General features: G+C 68.1%; 13 protein-coding genes. 7 read left to right on the top strand and 6 right to left on the bottom strand.

Features of this window, described 5'->3' with window-relative positions; all coding sequences use genetic code 11:
* Positions 1-419: 419 nt before the first annotated feature.
* The 3 genes from F3087_RS07810 to F3087_RS07800 all read left to right on the top strand — a co-directional run bounded on the left by F3087_RS07810 (position 420) and on the right by F3087_RS07800 (position 3,968).
* A complete protein-coding gene (locus F3087_RS07810; RefSeq protein WP_150401174.1) occupies positions 420-962 on the top strand; it encodes a hypothetical protein in 543 nt (180 codons plus the stop codon).
* 3 nt (positions 963-965) lie between these two features.
* Complete coding sequence (locus F3087_RS07805; RefSeq protein ID WP_150401173.1) at positions 966-2,294, top strand: DUF6545 domain-containing protein; 1,329 nt, start codon at positions 966-968, stop codon at positions 2,292-2,294.
* Between the two features lie 198 nt (positions 2,295-2,492).
* On the top strand, positions 2,493-3,968 hold the full coding sequence (locus F3087_RS07800; RefSeq protein WP_150401172.1) for a flavin-containing monooxygenase: 1,476 nt from the start codon (positions 2,493-2,495) through the stop codon (positions 3,966-3,968).
* An 81-nt stretch (positions 3,969-4,049) separates the two neighbouring features.
* On the opposite strand, the gene F3087_RS07795 is transcribed toward F3087_RS07800, so the two are convergent.
* Both F3087_RS07795 and F3087_RS07790 read right to left on the bottom strand, forming a co-directional pair.
* Positions 4,050-6,971: an AfsR/SARP family transcriptional regulator gene (locus F3087_RS07795; RefSeq protein ID WP_150401171.1), complete on the bottom strand. Its 2,922-nt coding sequence runs from the start codon at positions 6,969-6,971 to the stop codon at positions 4,050-4,052.
* A 187-nt stretch (positions 6,972-7,158) separates the two neighbouring features.
* Positions 7,159-8,535 (bottom strand): FAD-binding oxidoreductase, encoded by a 1,377-nt coding sequence (locus F3087_RS07790; RefSeq protein ID WP_191093842.1) that lies wholly within the window; start codon positions 8,533-8,535, stop codon positions 7,159-7,161.
* A gap of 87 nt (positions 8,536-8,622) precedes the next feature.
* Here F3087_RS07790 and F3087_RS07785 point away from each other — a divergent pair, with 87 nt between their 5' ends.
* Positions 8,623-9,720 carry a helix-turn-helix transcriptional regulator gene (locus tag F3087_RS07785; protein WP_150401169.1) on the top strand — a complete coding sequence of 366 codons (1,098 nt, stop codon included), beginning with the start codon at positions 8,623-8,625 and terminating at the stop codon, positions 9,718-9,720.
* 9 nt (positions 9,721-9,729) lie between these two features.
* Here the strand turns inward: F3087_RS07785 and F3087_RS07780 are convergent, their stop codons facing one another.
* Positions 9,730-10,728, bottom strand: coding sequence for a bile acid:sodium symporter family protein (locus F3087_RS07780; protein ID WP_150401168.1), 999 nt, complete (start codon positions 10,726-10,728; stop codon positions 9,730-9,732).
* Positions 10,729-10,892: 164 nt separating this feature from the next.
* Complete coding sequence (locus F3087_RS07775) at positions 10,893-11,327, bottom strand: STAS domain-containing protein (RefSeq protein WP_150401167.1); 435 nt, start codon at positions 11,325-11,327, stop codon at positions 10,893-10,895.
* Positions 11,328-11,596: 269 nt separating this feature from the next.
* On the opposite strand from F3087_RS07775, the gene F3087_RS07770 reads away from it, so the two are divergent.
* Together F3087_RS07770 and katG are read left to right on the top strand one after the other, a co-directional pair.
* Positions 11,597-12,013 carry a Fur family transcriptional regulator gene (locus F3087_RS07770; RefSeq protein ID WP_375906804.1) on the top strand — a complete coding sequence of 139 codons (417 nt, stop codon included), beginning with the start codon at positions 11,597-11,599 and terminating at the stop codon, positions 12,011-12,013.
* 34 nt (positions 12,014-12,047) lie between these two features.
* A complete protein-coding gene (gene katG / locus F3087_RS07765) occupies positions 12,048-14,267 on the top strand; it encodes a catalase/peroxidase HPI (protein ID WP_150401165.1) in 2,220 nt (739 codons plus the stop codon).
* A 66-nt stretch (positions 14,268-14,333) separates the two neighbouring features.
* On the opposite strand, the gene F3087_RS07760 is transcribed toward katG, so the two are convergent.
* Complete coding sequence (locus F3087_RS07760; protein ID WP_150401164.1) at positions 14,334-15,713, bottom strand: acyl-CoA dehydrogenase family protein; 1,380 nt, start codon at positions 15,711-15,713, stop codon at positions 14,334-14,336.
* Between the two features lie 318 nt (positions 15,714-16,031).
* Between F3087_RS07760 and F3087_RS07755 the strand changes: the two genes are divergently transcribed.
* Positions 16,032-17,333: a hydroxysqualene dehydroxylase gene (locus tag F3087_RS07755; RefSeq protein WP_223884910.1), complete on the top strand. Its 1,302-nt coding sequence runs from the start codon at positions 16,032-16,034 to the stop codon at positions 17,331-17,333.
* Here F3087_RS07755 and F3087_RS07750 read toward each other — a convergent pair.
* Positions 17,294-19,513, bottom strand: a complete 2,220-nt coding sequence (locus F3087_RS07750) for an MMPL family transporter (RefSeq protein WP_150401163.1) — start codon at positions 19,511-19,513, stop codon at positions 17,294-17,296. The genes F3087_RS07755 and F3087_RS07750 overlap by 40 nt on opposite strands.
* Positions 19,514-19,522 lie beyond the last annotated feature (9 nt).

The following is a 19,522-nucleotide window of genomic DNA, read 5'->3' as shown; positions in this document are numbered from 1 at the left end:
TCCAGACTCGCCATTCCCCCACATACGAGCAGGTCAAAGGCGTAATCTAGGGGCCATGACGGGAAAACTACGGCTACGTGAAGTCCGGGTGACAGGTAGGGTATAAGCCAGCCCAGCAAGTCGACTATGGCGAGTCGACGTCTGTCGACATGCGGGTCACTGAAGTTATCCGGACAATGGAGAATGTCGCGCTCCCCGTTGAGCGGATGACTTCGACGAACAACATTGCGCCGGTGGCAACGATGCCGCTGTGGTGCGCGATAACAAGGTGTGATCTCCAGGTGCTCGGGGGAGGAAATCGTGAACACAAACGATCCGCATTCCACCGGCCTTGTCGCAGCAGCTCGGACCAGCGTTTATGCCGACGAGCCGGACCTCACTGGCGCGGATCGCCTCGTTCGGACGAGGGGGCTGGTGAAATGTTGAAACTGTTCCGCCGCAAGGTCTCCGGCCTCGGATGGAAGCCCACCCGAGGCAAGATCTCCACGCGCGCCCGACTACAGGCCGTGGTCGACAGCCTCGAACTGCCGGCCGACTGGACCATCGAGGAGTTCATCGCCTCGGTCGAGCGCACCCGTGGGCGGCGGATCGTGCGCCTGCAGCTGCCGCCGACCGCGCCGGTCGGTCTGTGTGGCCTGTGGCTGGCCTGCAAAGGCTACGACGTGATCTTTCTTCGGCAATCCTCCGATCCCGCCGTCGAACTGCACGTAGCTTTGCACGAGGTCAGTCACATGTTGCTCGACCACGGACAAGACACGTCGCTCTCCGCGGTGGAGTGGTCGACCCTGACGAGCGGAGTCGCGCTGAATCACGAAATCGACCTCTCCACAGTGCGGGCCGCGCGCGGCGCATCCAGTTACGCCTCCATCGAGGAGTACGAGGCCGAGCTGCTGGCGACCCTGATCGGCTTCCGCGCCAGGACCGTCGGTCCGCGGCGCGATCCGATGCTGAAAGAGCTGTAAAGCATGTGGCCACATGACCATCTGCCCGCCGGGATCACCATCTCCGCGACGGTGTTCATCGTTGTCATCACGCTGATTCGGCTCGCCCTGACCCTGCACACCTCCGTCTTCGGACGGATGATCAACACTCTGCTCGGCTTCGACGCGGCGGCGGCCCTGCTGCGCGAGCCGGTCTTCGCCCGTCAGGTGGCGAAATTCGTGCCCGGCGGCCTGCCCTCGGTGTTCGACACCTGGCACTGGCTGACCGTGACCGCCTGGGCCTGCGGGCTCGGAATGGCGCTGCTGCACGAGAACGGCCCGGTGCGCTACCGATCCCAGTTCAAGATCGTCATCGGGATCTCGGCGGCGATCGGGCTGGCCTTCCTGTTCCTCAGCGCGCCCGCCCGCAGCCAGGGCATGACCTCCATCGCGGAGTACGGCGGCTGGCGATACGGCATCTACATCGGGCTGTATTCCGCTCTGCCCGTTATTGTTTCGGGTTACTACTACATCCTGAAGGTTCGCGGCACGGTGTGGCGGACGACCACGCTGTGGGAGCGGATCACCGTCGCCGCGCTGGTCTGCTTCGGTGTGGCCAGCTCGCTGCCCGTGTGCATGATGGCCGTCTCGGTGGCGCTGGACGCGGTCGGTGCGGGTAATGCGTTCACCCGCAACACCTATAACCTCGTCGCCGACGGATTCGCCTCCGGCGAGCCCGGGCTGTTCGTCTTCGCCGCGCTGGTCACGGTGTATGTGCCGTCCGCGGTCCAGGCCGTGGTGCAGCAACTGCGACTGGATCGCGAATCCCGCGCCGCGCGCCGGATGTATCCGCTCTGGCGGGATCTGACGGCGGCCGCGCCGCAGGTTGTCTTCCAGCTCAAACGTGCGGACAACTGGAATGTCTCGCCGCAGGAGCGGCTGCACCGGCGGCGGATGGAAATCCACGACGCGGCCGAGATCGTCGCCAGATATGTTCTGCCGCTGCCGAATGCGATCGACGACCTGATCGAGAGCACGGTCGAGGAGGACGATCAGGAAGACCTCCGGATGGTCGCCGAGCTGTTCCTGGCGGCCAAGCGGCTCACCGACGCCGGCGGCGAACCGGCGGGCGAACCCGCCGCACGCGGGGCGGATGTGCCGGACGAGCAGACGTTGCTGCGCTTGTGGCAACCGACGAAGGCGCTCATCCACTCGGCCGGGCACGGCGCCGATCGCCGAACACCCATCGGCACACGACGATTCACCTCCGGCATGGTCAAGTCGGGCGCCATCACGGTGCCGGCGCCCAAGCCGGCGCGTAAGACCACCGACCCGGCCGGGCTCGCCGACCCGGGCAACCGTTTGGCGGTGTGACCGGCAGTCCTCGCATGCACGCGCATGAACATTTTTCTGTACGTCGTGCGTTCTATTGTGGTGTAATCGTGTCGGTGCTCGTTGCCGAATCATTCGCTGGCAATTTGCTTTTTTCGAGGGTCGAGGGCGACCCGTTTTCAGGGCATCGGCAGCACAGCGCACCGGCTGCCTGGACGTGTTGAGCAGTGAGAGGGAACCATGGCATCGACCGACAACGTGAGCCCGGAGCAGCCGAACGTCCTGATCGTCGGCACCGGATTGGCCGGAGTCGGGATGGCGATCAAACTGCTGGAATCCGGCGAACGCAACTTCGTCGTGCTGGAGAAGGCCGACGGTGTCGGCGGCGTCTGGCGGGACAACACCTATCCGGGCTGCGCCTGCGACATCATGTCGATGATGTATTCGTATTCGTTCGCGCCCAATACCGATTGGACCCGGATGTACGCCGGGCAGCCGGAGATCCTCGATTACATCCGGCGCGTGGTCAAGGATTACGAACTCGAACCGTATATCCGCTTCCAGTCCGAGGCGGTGTCCTACGAATTCGACGACGGCAGCGACCGGTGGGTGGTCCGCACCGCGGACGGTGACGAATACCGCCCGCGCGCCGTGATCGCCGCGCACGGTGCGCTGCACAAGCCGCACATCCCGGAGTTCAAGGGGCGGGAGAAGTTCACCGGTCCGGTGTTCCACTCCGCGCGCTGGGACCACTCGGTCGATCTGACCGGCAAACGCGTCGCGGTGATCGGCACCGGGGCCAGCGGCATTCAGCTGGTCCCCCAAATCGCCGATGCCGCAGCACATGTCGAGGTGTACCAGCGCAACCCGCACTGGGTGCTGCCGAAGCTGGATCGTCCCGTCAGCGCGGTCGAGCAGCGCCTGTTCAAGCTCTTTCCGGGCGCGATGAAGGTCTACCGGAATGCCGCCTTCTGGCTGCACGAGGCGCCGGTTTACGGCTACTTCCATCCCCGGTGGAACTTCTTGCTCAAGCGAATGGCGCTGCACCATCTGAAGAAGCAGGTGCCCGATCCGGAGCTGCGTGCACAGCTCACCCCCACCTACACCTTCGGTTGCAAGCGAATCCTGTTCTCCGGCGACTTCTATCCGTCGCTGGCCCGGCCCGACGTCGACCTGGTGACCGCGGGCATCGAGGAGTTCACCGAGACCGGGATCCGCACCGCCGACGGCGAACTGCACGAGGCGGACGTGGTCGTGCTCGGCACCGGCTTCTCCACCGACAACCGCTGCGCGACCGAGCACATCGTCGGCCGCGACGGACTCACCATCCAGGACGCCTGGCGCGACGGCATGGAGGCCTACCTCGGCATGACCGTGGCGGGCTTCCCGAACTTCTTCATGATCATGGGCCCGAACTCCGGCGGCGGCGCGCAATCGATCCTGTTCCTGATCGAATCCCAGGTGCGTTACATCGTGAAATGCCTTCAGCTGATGGACAATCGGGGCTCTACCCGGCTCGAGGTGCAGGACACCGTTCAGCGCGATTTCAACGACTGGCTGCACAGCAAGCTCGACCGATCCGTGTGGGTCTCCGGCGGCTGCCACAGCTGGTTCCTCGACCACACCGGCCGCAACCGCCAATCCTGGCCCGGCACCGGCACCAGCTACTGGCGCGCCACCCGCGAGCCCAAGGCCGAGGCCTTCCAACTGTCCTGATCCGCGAGCGGGACACGGCGGAGGCTCTTCTCGCTCTTTGCCGCAACCAGGTCCCGCTCGGCGTTCACCCGGTCGGGTGGCCTACTCGGAGTTCTGACGGTCGGCCAGGCGGCGACGGACAGTGTCCAGGCGGTTGACGTAACGGGGCCAGCCGAAGCCGGAGGCGGCGTGCGCGGCTGTCGTCTCGTCGACCAGGGTCGCCGCCGCGGCGTAATCGCCCTCTGCCCAGGCCAGCGCGGCCGATACCGGCAGCGCGGCCAGCCAGGTGGTCTGGCCGGGGGCGGAGTCGTCGAGTACGCGATTCACCAGCTCGCGCGCCTCGTCCAGCGCGCCGCGCTCGATCAGCACATCCGCGAGATCTATGTCGGCGGTGCCGATTTCCTCGCCCATGAGGCTGAGCGCGGTGCGGCAGTGCACCTCGGCGGCGTCGAGATCGCCTGCGGCCGCGGCGATCCCGGCTCGAACCTGCTCGGTCAAGGCGAGGATGTGGCTGTCATCGAATCGCTTGGCGTAGTCGTCGGATTCGGCGGCGCACGCCGCGGCCTCGGTCATCTGCCCGACGCCGAGCAATGCCTTGGCCAGGTTGCTGAGGCCGCGGGCCAGCCCGTGCTCGTCGCCCTCGGCGCGGTCGATGTCCGCGGCTCGCCGATAGTTCTCCACCGCCGATCGCGCGTCCCCGGCGAACAATTGGGCCGAGGCGCAGGCATCGATGCACGCGGATTCGCGCTGCAGGTTCCCGGCCCGGCGCGCGTACTCGGCCGCGGTGAGCAAGGTGCGGATCGCGTGCCGATAGCGTGCGCGTTCGACGTCGATGCAGCCGCGGCAGTAGTACACCGAGATGGCCACGAGTCCGCTGTCGGACGGGTCGATCAGGGTCGCCGCCTCGTCGAGCAGATCGGCGGCCTCGTCGAGTTTCCCGATCATCATCCAATGAAAAGCCCAGCGGCTCAGCGCTTCCGCTCGATCGTTGGCCGGGATATCGGTTCCGGTCAACAGCGGGCCGTAATAGCGACCGGCCTGCGCGTACCAGGACCGCATCAGCCACGGCCGATGCATGGCGATCGCCAGCTGCACCGCCGTAGCGGCGGCGGGCGTGCCGGGTGCCCGATCCAGCGCCTCGGCGATGTTCGGCCACTCGGCGAAGATGGCCGCGGCGCCCTCCGCGCTGCCGTCGCCGTGCGTCTCGGCGGCGCTACGCACGTGCGCGAGGCACCATTGCGCGTGCCGCGCACGCGCGGCGGCGATTTCACCCTCGGCCGTGAGCTGACTCTGCGCGTAGGCGCGGACGGTCTCGAGCAGCAGGCAACGCCGGTAGGTGCCGTCGGTCAGCACCGCGATCAGGTTGCGGTGTTCCAACTCCGCCAAGGCAGTGTCGATCCGGTCCTGGCCGAGGCCGGCGGGCAGCACCGCGGCGACCGCGTCCGGCGGGAAGCCGCCGGCGAAGACCCCGATCCCGCGAAGCACGGATTGCGTTGTGGGATCGAGGATCTGGTAGCTGCAATCCAGCGCCATCCGGAGCGAGGTGTGCCGGTCGCTGACGCCGTCCCGAGTACCGCCGACCAGCAGTCGCAGCGTGTCCACGATACGTCTCGCGAGTTGGTTCATCGAGAGCGTGCGGGTGAGGCCGGCCGCCAGTTCGATGCCGAGCGGCAGCCAATCCACCGCCGCGCAGATCGCGACCGTGTCGGCTTGGACGGACTCGTCCAGGGCGATCTCGGCCCGGTCGGCGAACAGCGTGAGGCTCGCTCGGCGATCCAGAGCGCTGACCAGCTGGACCACTTCCCCAGCACACCCGAGCGGCCGTTGGGACGTGATCAGCGACGTGAGTCCGGGCGCGGCCGCGGACAATGCGGCAACGATGGCCGAAACCTCCTCCGCCAGATGCTCCGCGTTGTCGATCAGCAGCAGCGCGCCGTCCAATTCGGCGGCCAGCAACGGTATTTCGTCACCGGGCGCGGCGTCGATCCCGGCGGCCTCGGCGATGGCCTGCCCCACCAGATCGCCCTCCCGCACCGCGGCCAGCTGGACGGTGACCACCCGGCGACCGCCGCGAGCCACTGCGCGAGCGGCTTCCACCGCCAACCGTGACTTGCCGCATCCCGGCCCGCCGGTGAGCGTGACCGGCGCCGGATCGGCCAGCTGACGAAGTAGCTCGGGCATTTCGCGCTCCCGCCCGAGAAAGGAGGTAAGCGGCCCGGGAATCTCAGCGGTGGTGGATGTTTCGACCTCGGCCGGACGCTGGGCGACGCCGCGGTCGGACGACGGACGGAGCAGCGGATCGTGCCGCAGCATCCGCTGCTCCAGCGTGGCGGTCTCCGGGGTCACCGCGACGCCGAGCCGGTCGGTCACGGCCCGGCGCAACCGGTCGAGGCTGCTCAACGCGTCGGCTTGGCGTCCCGTCCGATAGAGGGCCAGCGCGTACAGCCGGCCCAGCGTCTCGTGCACCGGGTGCGCGGAGACCAGCCGCGCCAACTCGGTGACCACCTCGTCGGCGTCGCCGGACTCGACGGCCGCCGCGATCCCGGCGATGGTGAGTTCCAGGTGCCAGGTGTCCAGCCGCCGCGCCTCGGCGACCACCAACGGCGCGGATCGCACGTCCGCCAGCGCCTGCCCGCGCCAGTGGCCAAGTGCCGCAGCAGATTCGGCCCGTACCGCCGCATGATCGCCGGTCAACTCGGCGGCTCGCACTCGGGCGGACGCCGACTCGGCGGCGAGCAGATCCGGCATGGTCGCGGTACATCGGTATCCCCCGGCGGTCCGCTCGACCACGTCGGCGTGCGCGCCCAGCGTCGTGCGCAGCCGGGACACGACACTCCAGAGGCGTTCTACCGGACGCCCTCTGACCTCGTCACCCCACAGTCCGGCCGCCAGCCTGCTGTCCGGAACGGCGACTCCCCGCGCGAGGGCGAGACACACCAGGGCCGCCCGTTCCAGCGGACGATCCAGCGCCAGCACTGCGCCGTCGGCGCGCACCACGACCGGACCCAAGACGAGTATTTCCATTGCGGCACGGCCGTTCCCGCGGAAGCGGATCCGGCCGACCCCCTGTCCACTGTCAGGCGGACCCCAACGCACCTGCGGGCCCGTTTGCCACCCTTACGAAAGCGAATCGATCATAACAACGTTCCCCGCCTTCCCCGCCATGGCGACGATCGTCCGAGCACCGCCTCGGCGGTCGATCATGCCCGGCTCAGGGCTGTCCGGGCGGGATGTTCTGGTTCAGATGGAAGACGTTTCCCGGGTCGAATCTGCGTTTCAACTGGACCAGCCGGTGCCAGTTGGCCTCGCCATAGGATTCGCGTACCCGTTGGCCGCCTTCGTTCCCCAGCTGATTGACGTAGCCGCCGCCCGCGGACCAGGGATGCAGGGCCGACCACGTGTTCTGCGCCCAGTTGCGATGCGCGACACCGGAATCCGAGCGATCCGTCCACGCAGCGGCAACGGTCAGCAGCGCGGCGGCGTCACGGAAGCCGAAAGCGGTCGCGCCCTCCGGCACCCGGGCGATCGCGCCGCCGGTAATGCGGAGCAGGAGTTGAGAATTCGGCGAGGTGAACTGTTCGGCCGATTCGACCAGCCGGTCGACCGCGGCATCGTCGAGCGGACCGAGCCATTCCGCCAGCCCGTACACGGACAGACCCGGCCGGGCGGACTCGTCGACCATGGACTGGAGCGCGGTGTACGGCATCGGCCCGAACCGATCGACGAGGAGCGAATCGACTTCGCGCAGTGGGTGAATGAGCGCCTGGCCCACGGCGAGGTCGCCGGTGTGGCAGGCGGCCAGCGCGATCAGCGGTTTGCCGTGATGCTCCGCGGGCAGGAACGGGGCGGGCGGCGCGGTGAGCAGGGCGGCGTTGAGACCGAGTTCGTCCGGGGCGTCGCGGGCCACGTCCAGAAAGACCGACAGCGGCTCCGCCGACAGCGGGTACAGGGCCATCCCGGCATACATCGGCACCGGAATCGGGTTGAGCCGCAGGGTGAATCGGGTGACCACGCCGAAATTGCCGCCACCGCCGCGCAATCCCCACAGCAGATCGGGATGGGTGTCCTCGGTGACCTCCAGCAGGTCGCCGTCGGCGGTCACCAGTTCGGCGGCGACGAGGTTGTCGCAGCTCAGACCGTATCGGCGAGACAGCCAGCCGACACCGCCGCCGAGGGTAAGTCCGGCGACTCCGGTGTGCGAGACCTCGCCGCCGGGCACCGCGAGACCCACCGCCTCGGCGGCCATATCCAGCTGCCGCCACCGCACCCCGGGACCGACCTGGGCGAGCCGGTCACGTGGATCGATGGCGATCGACCGCATCGGGCTCAGGTCGATGACCAGCCCGCCCTCGCACATGGACAACCCGGAAAAGCTGTGCCCGCCACCGCGAACCGCGATGGGCAGGTCGTGCCGGACACCGAACCGGATCGCCAGCCCGACGTCCGCGGCCGTCCGGCAGCGGGCGATGAGGCCCGGATATCGATCGATGGCACCGTTCCACAGGCGCCGCGCCGAGTGATAGTCCGGGTCGCCGGGACGGAGCAGGCTGCCGGTGAAGCCGGCCAGGCCGGCCGTTGATCGCGTCATACCGGTCAGCCTCCCGAGGCGGACCGGCCCCGCCCATCCCCGGTTCCGGGGATTCGCCGGGCCGCCCGGGCGCGCGATACTGAGGGGATGCAGGGGAAGTCGCTCGACGTGCTGACCGCGGGCGTCGAGCATGCGTGCCGGACCGTGTCCGGTGCGGTCGCCGTGCAATGCGCGGTGGCCGCGGTGCTGCGCCAGGCCGTCGCGTTCGACGCCTGGTGCGCGTTGACCATCGACCCCGCGTCGGTCCTGCCCACGGGCGGCTTCCACCGGGACGGACTGCCGCTCGAATACATGCCGCAGCTGCTGGAGATCGAGGCGCGCGGCGACGACGCGCTCGCCCTGCCCACGCTCGCCCGCGGCGCCCGGCGGGCGGTGACGCTCTGGGAGGCGACCGGCGGACATCCCGAAACCAGCAGGCACTATCAGCAGGTGCTCGAGCCGAGCGGCATGACGCGGGAGATGCGGGTGTTGTTCGGCGGCAACGCGAACGTGTGGGGTGCGCTGATCCTGTTCCGGGCCGCCGACGCCCCCGGCTTCGCCGATGCGGACACCCGGCTGGCCGCCCGGGCCACCGGCGCGGTCGCCGACGCGATCCGCCGGGAGCTGACGCTGACCGAGATCGCGGTGGGCGAGGACATCAACGGCCCCGGCCTGATCCTGCTGACTCCGGAACTCGACCCGATCACCACGAGCCCGACGGCCGCCCGCTGGCTCGACCAGGTCGACGACGATGTCGACCCGCAGCGCGAATTGCCCTACTGCGTACTGAATCTGGCGCACCAGGCCAGGTCGCGACCGGGCCGCGCGCGCAGCCGCGTCCGCACCAGGGCCGGACGCTGGCTCACCCTGCACGCCGAACGACTGCCCGGTCCCGACGAGCAACTCTCGATCATCATCGAGGCCACCCGCCCGGTCGAGATCGCGGCACTGGTCGCCGACGTCTACCGGCTCACCCAGCGGGAACGCGAAGTCGTCGGCCTGCTCGCGCGCGGGTTCTCCCGAACCGAGATCGCCCGGCTGCTGGCCCTGTCCGCGTACACCGTCGACGACCACATCAAGCGGGTCTTCGGCAAGCTAGAGGTTCGGAGCCGAGCCGAGCTCACCGCGAAACTCTTCTTCGATCAGCATGTGCCCCGCATCGAGAAGGAGACCCCGATCGGTGGCACCGGCTGGTACCTGCGCTGACTGGCGTCGTCAGCTCGAGGGTTTCGGGTCGTCTTCGGTGCGGGAAAACGGTTGGTACGACGCGGCTTCGCCGAGCATCGCCTCGGGACTTCCGGCCACCGGCCCGAACCCGGCCACAGCGGAGACCTCGGGAACATCGTGGGGGTCCGGTCGCGGGTTGCGACGGGTGACGAGCCAGCCGAACCCGGCCGCCAGCGGGAAGATCGCGACGCCGTAAACCGCTGCGGGGATGGCCATTTCGGTGCTGTCCAGGACGCTGATGGCGATGGTGATGGCGATGACGCCGTTGTGGATGCCGACCTCCATCGAGCAGGCGATCGCCTGGCGGCCCTCGACGCCGAGCACGCGCGGGACGAGATAGCCGACGGTCAGACTGATCACGCAGAACAGGATCATCGCCACGCCGATCGCCCGGACGTACGGCACGATGTCGGCGCGCTGGTCGATGATCGTCGCACCGATCACCAGCGTCAGCGTGAGCGCGGAGCCGATCCGCACCGGCTTGTCCATCCGGTCCGCGAAGTTCGGCGACCAGCGCCGGACCAGCATGCCGAGCACGACCGGGATCAGCACGATCGCGAACACCTGAACGACCTTGCCGAACTGCAACCCGACCGTGGCCGCGCCATCGGGGTCGAAGTAGCCGATGGCGAAGTTGGTGATCAGCGGCACGGTGCCCACCGCGATCACCGAATTGACCGCCGTGAGCGACACATTCAGCGCGACGTCCCCGTGGAACAGGTGGCTGAACAGGTTCGCCGCCGTCCCGCCCGGCGACGCGGCGAGCAGCAGCACCCCGATCGCGAGCACCGGCGACGGATCGAACAGCAGCACCAGTCCGAACGCGATCGACGGCAACACCAGCAGCTGACAGATCAGCGCGATGGCAACGGCCTTGGGGTTCTTCGCGATTCGAGTGAAGTCCGCGACGGTGAGCGAGAGCCCCAACCCGAACATGATCACAATCAGAACCAGCGGCAAACCTACCGAAACAAGCGCAGAGTCCATGGTGTCCTCACCATTCGATCGAATCCGCCGACAGACCAAAGACGCTGCCACCGGCCTGTCTCGGCGCCGCCGATGCTCGACCTCGCGGCGCTACGCGCAGAGACCATCTCCGAACCTGCCAGAAGTGTTGGGGCGACGCAAGATAGCGCGGGGCACCGGCTCGGCTACTCGGCGACCGCCCGGAGCGCCATGTCCAACCGGGGATAACACCCTATCCACGCGTAGGCTCCGGTCAGTTCGAATGCGCGTTGCGTCGGCCGGGTCGACACCACGACCGCGAACCGGCGCCGGCCGTCGTCCGCCCGTTCGGCGGCGCGCACGAGCACGTCGACTCCCGCGAAGCCCAGGAACGCGACCTCGCTCATGTCCACCACCATCGCCGGAATGCGTTCGCTGTCGCGCACGACCCGATCCAGCAGCGGCGAGGTGGCCAGATCGAGTTCACCGAGGACGGTCAGCAAACGCAGACCCGGTCGCGGCGTCTCGCCCCGAATGCGAAGCTGCCCGTGGGCGAACACACCGGTGTTCGATGGTGGATGGTTATGCGACAACAACCGCCGGGACATTCGCGGCCGCCGCGGACTCACCTGATTCGCCATGCACAACGCTCCGGGTCAGCGCCGAACGGACCTGCCGCCCAGCGTGATCGGGTGTAGCCGCGGCCCGGGCTCCGCCGAAACGGGCATGCTCGAAGCAGTGACTACCGTTGGCTCGTGTCTGAACCTGTCCGCAAAAGTACCCGCGCACCCGTTCGAACACAACAGCGACTGGTCAGCATCGGTGCCGAGGCCGCCGATGTCAATGCTTGACTCGTTCAAGAAGACCGGCAAGACTTCCAGGCGTGCCCACGGCCACCGAATTCCAGCAGATGTTGCGCGGAGTTTCGTTGCGCGTGACCGCTCCGCGGGTCGCGGTGTTGAGCGCGGTGCACGAACATCCGCACGCCGATACGGATTCGATCATCCGCGCCGTGCGCGCGCGGCTGTCGGCGGTGTCGCACCAGGCGGTGTACGACTCGCTGCACACCCTCACCGCGGCCGGCCTGCTCCGGTGCATCCAACCGTCCGGCCTGGTGGCCCGCTATGAGACGCGGATCGGCGATAACCACCACCACGTCGTCTGCCGGACGTGCGGTGCCATCGCCGACGTCGACTGCGCGATCGGCGAGGCCCCCTGTTTGACCGCGTCCGACGACAGCGGCTTCGTGATCGACGAGGCCGAGGTCATCTACTGGGGTTTATGCCCCGATTGTGCGGCCGCGCAGGCCGCCTCCGTCCGTCCCTGATCGCAGCCCGCATCACAATTCAGGAAGGAATGTCGTGACCGACAGCCCCACCCCAGGTTCCGAGACTCGCAGCGAAAGCGAGAGCGAGAACCCGGCGATCCCGTCCCCCACGGTCAAGACCGATCAGCGCCCGCACACCAACGCCGACTGGTGGCCGGAGCAGATCGACGTCTCGGTGCTGCACGCCCATTCGCCGAAGGGCAACCCGCTCGGCGCCGACTTCGACTACGCCGCGGAGTTCGCCAAGCTCGATGTCGACGCGCTCAAGGCCGATGTCGCGGCGGTGCTGACCGATTCGCAGGATTGGTGGCCGGCCGACTACGGCAACTACGGCGGCCTGTTCATCCGGTTGAGCTGGCACGCGGCCGGCACCTACCGGATCGCCGACGGTCGCGGCGGCGGCGGGCAGGGCGCGCAGCGATTCGCGCCGCTCAACAGCTGGCCGGACAACGCGAACCTGGACAAGGCGCGCCGGCTGCTGTGGCCGGTCAAGCAGAAGTACGGCAACCAGATCTCCTGGGCCGACCTGCTGGTGTTCGCCGGCAACGTCGCGCTCGACTCGATGGGCTTCCAGACCTTCGGCTTCGGCTTCGGCCGCCCCGACATCTGGGAGCCGGAGGAGATCTTCTGGGGCCCGGAGGACACCTGGCTCGGCGACGAGCGCTACAGCGGCGACCGTGAACTGTCCGGCCCGCTCGGCGCCGTGCAGATGGGCCTGATCTACGTGAACCCGGAGGGCCCGAACGGTCAGCCCGATCCGGTGGCCTCCGCGCGCGACATCCGGGACACGTTCGGCCGCATGGCGATGAACGACGAGGAGACCGCCGCGCTGATCGTCGGCGGCCACAGCTTCGGCAAGACGCACGGCGCGGGCAACCCCGACCTGGTCGCCGCCGAACCCGAGGGCGCGCCGATCGAGCAGCAGGGCCTGGGCTGGAAGAGCGCCTACGGCTCCGGCAAGGGCAAGGACGCCATCACCAGCGGTCTCGAGGTCGTCTGGACGTCGACGCCGACCCAGTGGGGCAACGGCTTCTTGCAGAACCTCTACGGCTACGAGTGGGAGCTGACCAAGAGCCCCGCCGGCGCGTGGCAGTGGAAGCCGAAGGACGACGCGGGCGCGGGCACCATCCCCGATCCGTTCGGCGGCCCCGGCCGGACCCCGACCATGCTGACCTCGGACCTGGCCCTGCGCGAGGATCCGATCTACCGGGAGATCACCCAACGCTGGCTGGAGCACCCGGAGGAGCTGTCCGAGGCGTTCGCCAAGGCCTGGTACAAGCTGCTGCACCGCGACATGGGCCCGGTCAGCCGCTACCTCGGGCCGTGGGTGCCGGAGCCGCAGCTGTGGCAGGACCCGGTGCCGGACGTCGACCACACGCTGATCGACGAGCAGGACATCGCGGCGCTGAAGAGCAAGGTGCTCGAGTCCGGCCTGTCGGTTCCGCAACTGGTCAAGACCGCGTGGTCGTCCGCGGGGAGCTTCCGCAGTACGGACAAGCGCGGCGGCGCCAACGGCGCCCGCATCCGGCTCGAACCGCAAAAGAGCTGGGAGATCAACGAACCCGCCGAGCTGGCCAAGGTGCTGCCCGTGCTGGAGCAGATCCAGCAGGACTTCAACGCCTCCGCGACCGGCGGCAAGAAGGTCTCGCTGGCCGACCTGATCATCCTCGCCGGCTCCGCGGCGGTGGAGAAGGCGGCCAAGGACGCGGGCCACGAGGTCACGGTGCCGTTCGCGCCGGGCCGGACCGACGCGTCGCAGGAGAACACCGACGTGGAGTCGTTCGCGGTGCTCGAACCGCGCGCCGACGGGTTCCGCAACTACGTGCGGGCCGGGGAGAAGGCTCCGCTCGAGCGGCTGCTGCTCGAGCGGGCGTACCTGCTCGATGTGACCGCGCCGGAGCTGACCGTCCTGATCGGCGGCCTGCGCGCGCTCGGCGCCAACCACGGCGGCACCGAGCACGGCGTATTCACCGACCGCCCAGGCACGTTGACGAACGACTTCTTCGTCAACCTGCTCGACCAGAACACCGAGTGGAAGGCCTCGGAGTCGACGGAGAACGTGTATCAGGGGTACGACCGCACCGGTAAGACCACCTGGACCGCGACCGCCAACGACCTCGTCTTCGGCGCGCACTCGGTACTGCGCGCGATCGCCGAGGTGTATGCCCAGCAGGACTCCGGGGCAAGGTTCGTCAACGACTTCGTCGCCGCGTGGGTCAAGGTGGTCAACAACGATCGCTTCGACCTCAGCTGATCGAGCTTCCAACTGAAGACAACTCAGGCCGGCCCCGAGGGTCGGCCTGAGTTGTCTTTTCGGGATTCAGCGGGGTGGGCGGAGAAACTTCAACGCGGCCTTCATGATCGGGCTCGGGACGCGGTCGCGCATGTTCAATGCCGCTGCGGCGGCTTTGCTTCTGGCTTCGGTGCCGCGACCGAACACTTTGTTCAGCGGGCCGCCTGAGGGTTCCAGGTCGACGTGCAGCGGCGGCCTGCCTTCGGCCGCGCCGAGCGCGTGCGAGATGACGATGCGCTGGATCTCGCTGGTGCCTTCGAAGATGGTGTACAGCTTGGCATCGCGGTACCACTTCTCCACCGGATGGTCGCTGATGTAACCCCAGCCGCCGAGGGTTTGGATCGCGCGTTCGGTGGCTTTCACGGCCACCTCACTGGCGGCCAGCTTCGACATCGAGCCTTCGCCGCGTTCGAAGGGCACGCCGTTCGCGGCCATCCAGGACGCGCGCCAGGTCAGCAGCCGGGCTCCGTCGATCTGCGTGGCCAGGTCCGCGATCGGGAACGCGATGCCCTGGTTGTCGAGGATCGGTGCGCCGAAGGCTTGCCGTTCCTTCGCGTAGGTGGTCATGTATTCCAGTGCGGCCCTGGCGATTCCGAGCGCCTGCGCGGCCACCATCGGACGGGTTTGTTCGAAGGTACCGAGAGTGACCGAGCCGGACCGGCCGCCGGTGCGGACCGCTGCACGCCGCTTCGCCAATGAGTGCTCGAGCTTGTCTACCCCACCGAGCAGGTTCTCCATCGGCACCCGCACGCTGTCGAACTTCAATTCCGCGGTGTGCGAGGCCCGGCAGCCCAGCTTGTCGAGCTTGCGCACCAGCTCCAATCCCGGTGTGCCGCCGGGTACTACGAACAGCGCCTGCCCGCGGTGCCCCAGCTCCTCGTCCACCACCGCGTTCACCACGTGCACGTTGGCGATGCCGCCGTTGCCGATCCACATCTTGTGACCGTCGATGATCCAGTCGTCACCGTCGCGCACCGCGCGAGTACGCAGATTCCGCACATCACTGCCGCCCTCGGGTTCCGAGATCGCCAATGCCGCGAGCTTCAGATCCCCGGGCGTGCCGAAACATTCGGGCGCCCACTGCAACATCTGCTCCGGCGTCGCGGCCTGCCCGATCGCCGACAGCGCCAACGCGGGCATCACGATCGCCAATCCGATGCCCGCACAACCCCAGAACAGCTCTTCCATGAACATCGGCAACGACAACCCCGTCGGATCCCCGATCAGGTCCCGATAGAACAGCGGACTGTAGAACCCCCGCTCCGCCGCCTCCTCGAGCACCGGCCACGGAAACTCCTGCGCCCGGTCGTACTCGGCCGCCACCGGCCGAATGCACTCTTCCGCGAACTCGTGCGCCCGCTTGGCCAGATCATGCTGCGCCGCGGTCGGTGTCAGGTCGAAAGTCACGATCCGGCGATACCCACCCACGATCGACCTACTCGTATTCGACTCGCATTGCGGACCGTTGAGTACGGTCCGGTGCCGCCCACAACGCGATTGCACAGGTCAGGCACCTTAGCGCACCCCGAACCAACCGGTGTCATCACGGTTTCTGCCAACGCCGCACCGGCGACCTGACCGTCGAACGCGGGTCGGAACGCGAATTGAACGCGAGTAATTGTTCTTGCTAGAAACCCTCCAGGCAGCGAGGTCGACCCCGATCCGCCGGCAGACCACGCGTTATCGGAGGAGTCGAGCTATGGCCTCACCCCGGAGCTACCGTCGGTGCTCACCCCGCAGGACATCGTCCAGACCCTGATCGGCGGCACCCGGATCGGCCTCCAGGTGCCGCCGCTCGAGGCAGCCGAGTTCGGCACCCGTATGCTCATGTTTCTCACGAGCTGCGACGAACGTCGTTACGGCCAATGGGAATACGTGTCCTGGCTCGATTTCGTCCGCGCGCCCGGCAAGTCCGAGGCCTACCGCCGCTTCCTGTCCAAGGCTCTGACTCGCGCCCTGGTAGCCGCCAAGGAACAGGTCGCCAGCGCCCGCACCATCGGGAACATGGCCGACGCGTTCCTCGCCGCCCTTGTCCTGCAAGGCAATGACGGCGCACCCGACCGAGTCCTCAACCTGCCCACCAACGAGGCGTGGATCGATCCGTGGGTGGCTCACCTGACCAGACTCGGCGTACGATTCCAGACCCGGGTGACCGTGGAATCGTTGCAGGCGAACGGCGGTCGCATAACCTCGGCAAGCGCCCGCAACAGCAATGGCACGACCACGCGGATCGACGCCGACTGGTTCGTCTGCGCCATGCCCGCCGAACGCGCTCGAACCCTGTGGGACGCAGCGATATCGGCACTCGACGCAAACTTGACCCGAATGCACGGACTCACCACCGACTGGATGAACGGCATCCAGTACTACCTCACCACCGACGCCCCGATCATCGAGGGCCACTTGGGCTTTCTCGATTCCCCCTGGGCATTGAGCGCCCTCAACCAAGCCCAATTCTGGCAGCAGCGCGACCTCCCCCGCGACTACGGCGACGGCACCGTCCGCGACATCCTCTCCGTCGACATCTCCGACTGGAACACCCCCGGCATCCGGTACGGCAAGCCCGCCTGCGACTGCACCCGCGACGAGATCGCCGCCGAGGTCTGGGCACAACTCAAAGCCGGTCTGTACGGCGACAACAAAGCTTTGCTGCGCGACGACAGCCTGCACTCCTGGTTCCTCGACCCAGCCATCCAGTGGTCCGCCGCCGACCGCACCAACACCAACGACGAACCCCTGCTGATCAACACCGCGGGCTCCTGGGACCTCCGCCCGACCGCGCAGACCGACATCCCCAACCTGTTCCTGGCCGGCGACTACGTCCGCACCAACGTCGACCTCGCAACCATGGAGGGCGCCAACGAATCCGGCCGCGCGGCGGTCAACGCCCTCCTAGATGCCGCCGGCTCCTCCGCAGCCAGAGCCCGAGTGTTCGAGCTCTACCGCCTACCGCAATTCGACGCCGCGAAGCAGATCGACCGGCAGCGTTACGAATCCGGGCTGCCCAATCTTCTCGACACCTTCTGATCGACCTCGGTGACGTGCGCGACATCGGCCGCCGTGGCCTCCCGATGGTCGAATCGCGAACCCTCGAGATCGAGTTCGGGCAGCACCCGAGTCAGCCGGCTCGGCAACCACCACGCCACCCGGCCGAGCACCAGAATCGCCGCGGGCACCAGCGTCAGCCGGACCACGAACGCGTCGATCAGCACACCCACCGCGAGCGTGAATCCGAGCGCCTGCACGATCTGATCCTGCGACCACGCGAACCCGCCGAATACGGCGACCATGATGGCCGCGGCGGCCACGATGACCCGCGCACTGCGCGAGTAGCCACTGGTCACCGCCGTGGAAGGCGTTGCGCCACCGCGTCGTTGCTCGCTGATCCGGGTGGTCAGGAACACCTGATAGTCCATGGCCAGCCCGTAGAGGACGCCGGTGACCAGGATCGGCAGCACGCAGATCAGCGGCCCGGGTTGGTCGACGCTGAATACATCGGCCAGCCAACCCCATTGGATCACCGCCGTCGCGCAGCCCAGCGCCGCGCCCACGGTGAGCAGGAAGCCGGCCGCCGCGATCAGCGGCACGAATATCGATCGGAAGAACACGGTGAGCAGCACGAGCGTCAACGCGACGACGATGAACAGATAGATCGGCAGCGAATCCCCGAGCTTCCTCGACGTATCGATCGCCAAGGCAACGTCCCCGGTGACCGAGACGCGAGCACCGCTGTCCGCCAACGCATCCGGCGCGGTATCCCGAATCCGGTCGACCAGATCCCGGGTGGCCTTGCTGGACGGCCCGGTCGCCGGGATCACGGTGATGATCGAAAGATCATTCGCGGCGTCGAGCTGCGGCGGCAACACCGCCACTACGCCCGGCAGCGCCTGAAGTCGTTGCGCGATCTGCGAACTCGCGTGCACGGGATCAGAGGTCTCGCCGAGATCGACAGCCACGATCAACGGGCCGTTGACCCCGGCGACGAAGCCGGATGTGAGAATATCCGCGGCTTTGTGCCTGCCGAAGCTCGGTGGCATCGTCTCATCGTTGGGCAGCCCGGTGGCCATGCTGCCGATCGGCAGCGCCAGCACGCCGAGCAGCCCGACGCAGACCACGATGACCGCCACCGGCCGGCGCGCCACGAACCGGATCCACCGCCCGTCCCGGCCGCGCGAAGTCGCGTCGGACACCACATTCGGGGCGATCCGCCCGCCTGCGATACCGAGCAGGGCGGGCAGCAGGGTCAGCGCGACGAGCACCGCGATCGCGACCGCGATCGACGCCGCCAGGCCCATCCCGCTGAGGAACGGGATCCCGACCACGGCCAGGCTGGCCAGCGCGATCAACACCGTGGCCCCGGCGACCACGACGGCGCTGCCCGCGGTCGCCACGCTGCGGCCTGCCGCCTCCGCGCGAGTGGGCGCCCCGGCGATCTCCGCGCGATACCGGGACAGGATCAGCAGCGCGTAGTCGATGCCGACCGCCAGGCCGATCATCGTCGCGAGCACCGGTGCCGTCAGGTGCAATTCGACGACCGAGCTGGTCACCATGATGACGAAGGTGACGACGCCGACGCCGACGACGGCGGTCAGCATGTTCAACCCCGCCACCAGCACGGCGCGGAAGGTCGCGGTGAGGATCACCAGCGCGATGACCAGACCGGCCAGCTCGAGCGGCGAGGTCGGGATCGGCTCTTCCCGTGCGGTGCCGCCGATCTCGACGACCAGACCGGCGTCGCGCAGCGGGGAAACCGCGCGGTCCAGCCCGGTCCGGTCCGCGGCGGTCAGCTCGCCGGAGGTGATGTCATAGGTCACCACCATCATGGCCACCCGCCCGTCCAGCGAGATCCCCCGGTTCTGCGGATCGAGCGGGCTGCGCACGGACGCAACATGATCGAGCGCGCCGATCGCACCGGCCGCCTGACCGATCGCGACCGCGCCCGCGGGGCTCGTCACCCGCTCCCCCTTCGCCGCCTGGATCGCCACCCGTGCGGTCGCTCCCCCGGCATTGGCCTGCGGCATCCGGGTTTTGATCAACTCGATACTCGACTGCGCCTCCGTGCCGGGGACGACGAAGGTGTTGGTCGGCGTGCCGCCGTGCACCAGCGCGAGCACGCCCGTCGCGATCAGCAGGAGCAACCACCCCGACACGACGGCCCACCGATGCCGGAAACACGATGCGCCGAGGGTGTACAGCAGGCGGGCCATAAGCGGTGC

This window comes from Nocardia colli (assembly GCF_008704205.1).
In the GTDB taxonomy this organism is placed as follows: Bacteria; Actinomycetota; Actinomycetes; order Mycobacteriales; family Mycobacteriaceae; genus Nocardia; species Nocardia colli.
The sequence above is the reverse complement of the archived record's forward strand: the minus strand, read 5'-3'. Positions and strand labels throughout refer to the sequence as shown.

Excerpts from the sequence above, each read along its gene's own strand:
- F3087_RS07805 (WP_150401173.1), top strand. The coding sequence starts at position 966 with ATGTGGCCACATGACCATCTGCCCGCCGGGATCACCATCTCCGCGACG.
- F3087_RS07785 (WP_150401169.1), top strand. The coding sequence starts at position 8,623 with ATGCAGGGGAAGTCGCTCGACGTGCTGACCGCGGGCGTCGAGCATGCG.
- F3087_RS07750 (WP_150401163.1), bottom strand. The coding sequence starts at position 19,513 with ATGGCCCGCCTGCTGTACACCCTCGGCGCATCGTGTTTCCGGCATCGG.
- F3087_RS07770 (WP_375906804.1), top strand. The coding sequence starts at position 11,597 with ATGTTGCGCGGAGTTTCGTTGCGCGTGACCGCTCCGCGGGTCGCGGTG.
- F3087_RS07800 (WP_150401172.1), top strand. The coding sequence starts at position 2,493 with ATGGCATCGACCGACAACGTGAGCCCGGAGCAGCCGAACGTCCTGATC.
- F3087_RS07790 (WP_191093842.1), bottom strand. The coding sequence starts at position 8,535 with ATGACGCGATCAACGGCCGGCCTGGCCGGCTTCACCGGCAGCCTGCTC.
- F3087_RS07810 (WP_150401174.1), top strand. The coding sequence starts at position 420 with ATGTTGAAACTGTTCCGCCGCAAGGTCTCCGGCCTCGGATGGAAGCCC.
- F3087_RS07795 (WP_150401171.1), bottom strand. The coding sequence starts at position 6,971 with ATGGAAATACTCGTCTTGGGTCCGGTCGTGGTGCGCGCCGACGGCGCA.
- F3087_RS07780 (WP_150401168.1), bottom strand. The coding sequence starts at position 10,728 with ATGGACTCTGCGCTTGTTTCGGTAGGTTTGCCGCTGGTTCTGATTGTG.
- F3087_RS07775 (WP_150401167.1), bottom strand. The coding sequence starts at position 11,327 with ATGGCGAATCAGGTGAGTCCGCGGCGGCCGCGAATGTCCCGGCGGTTG.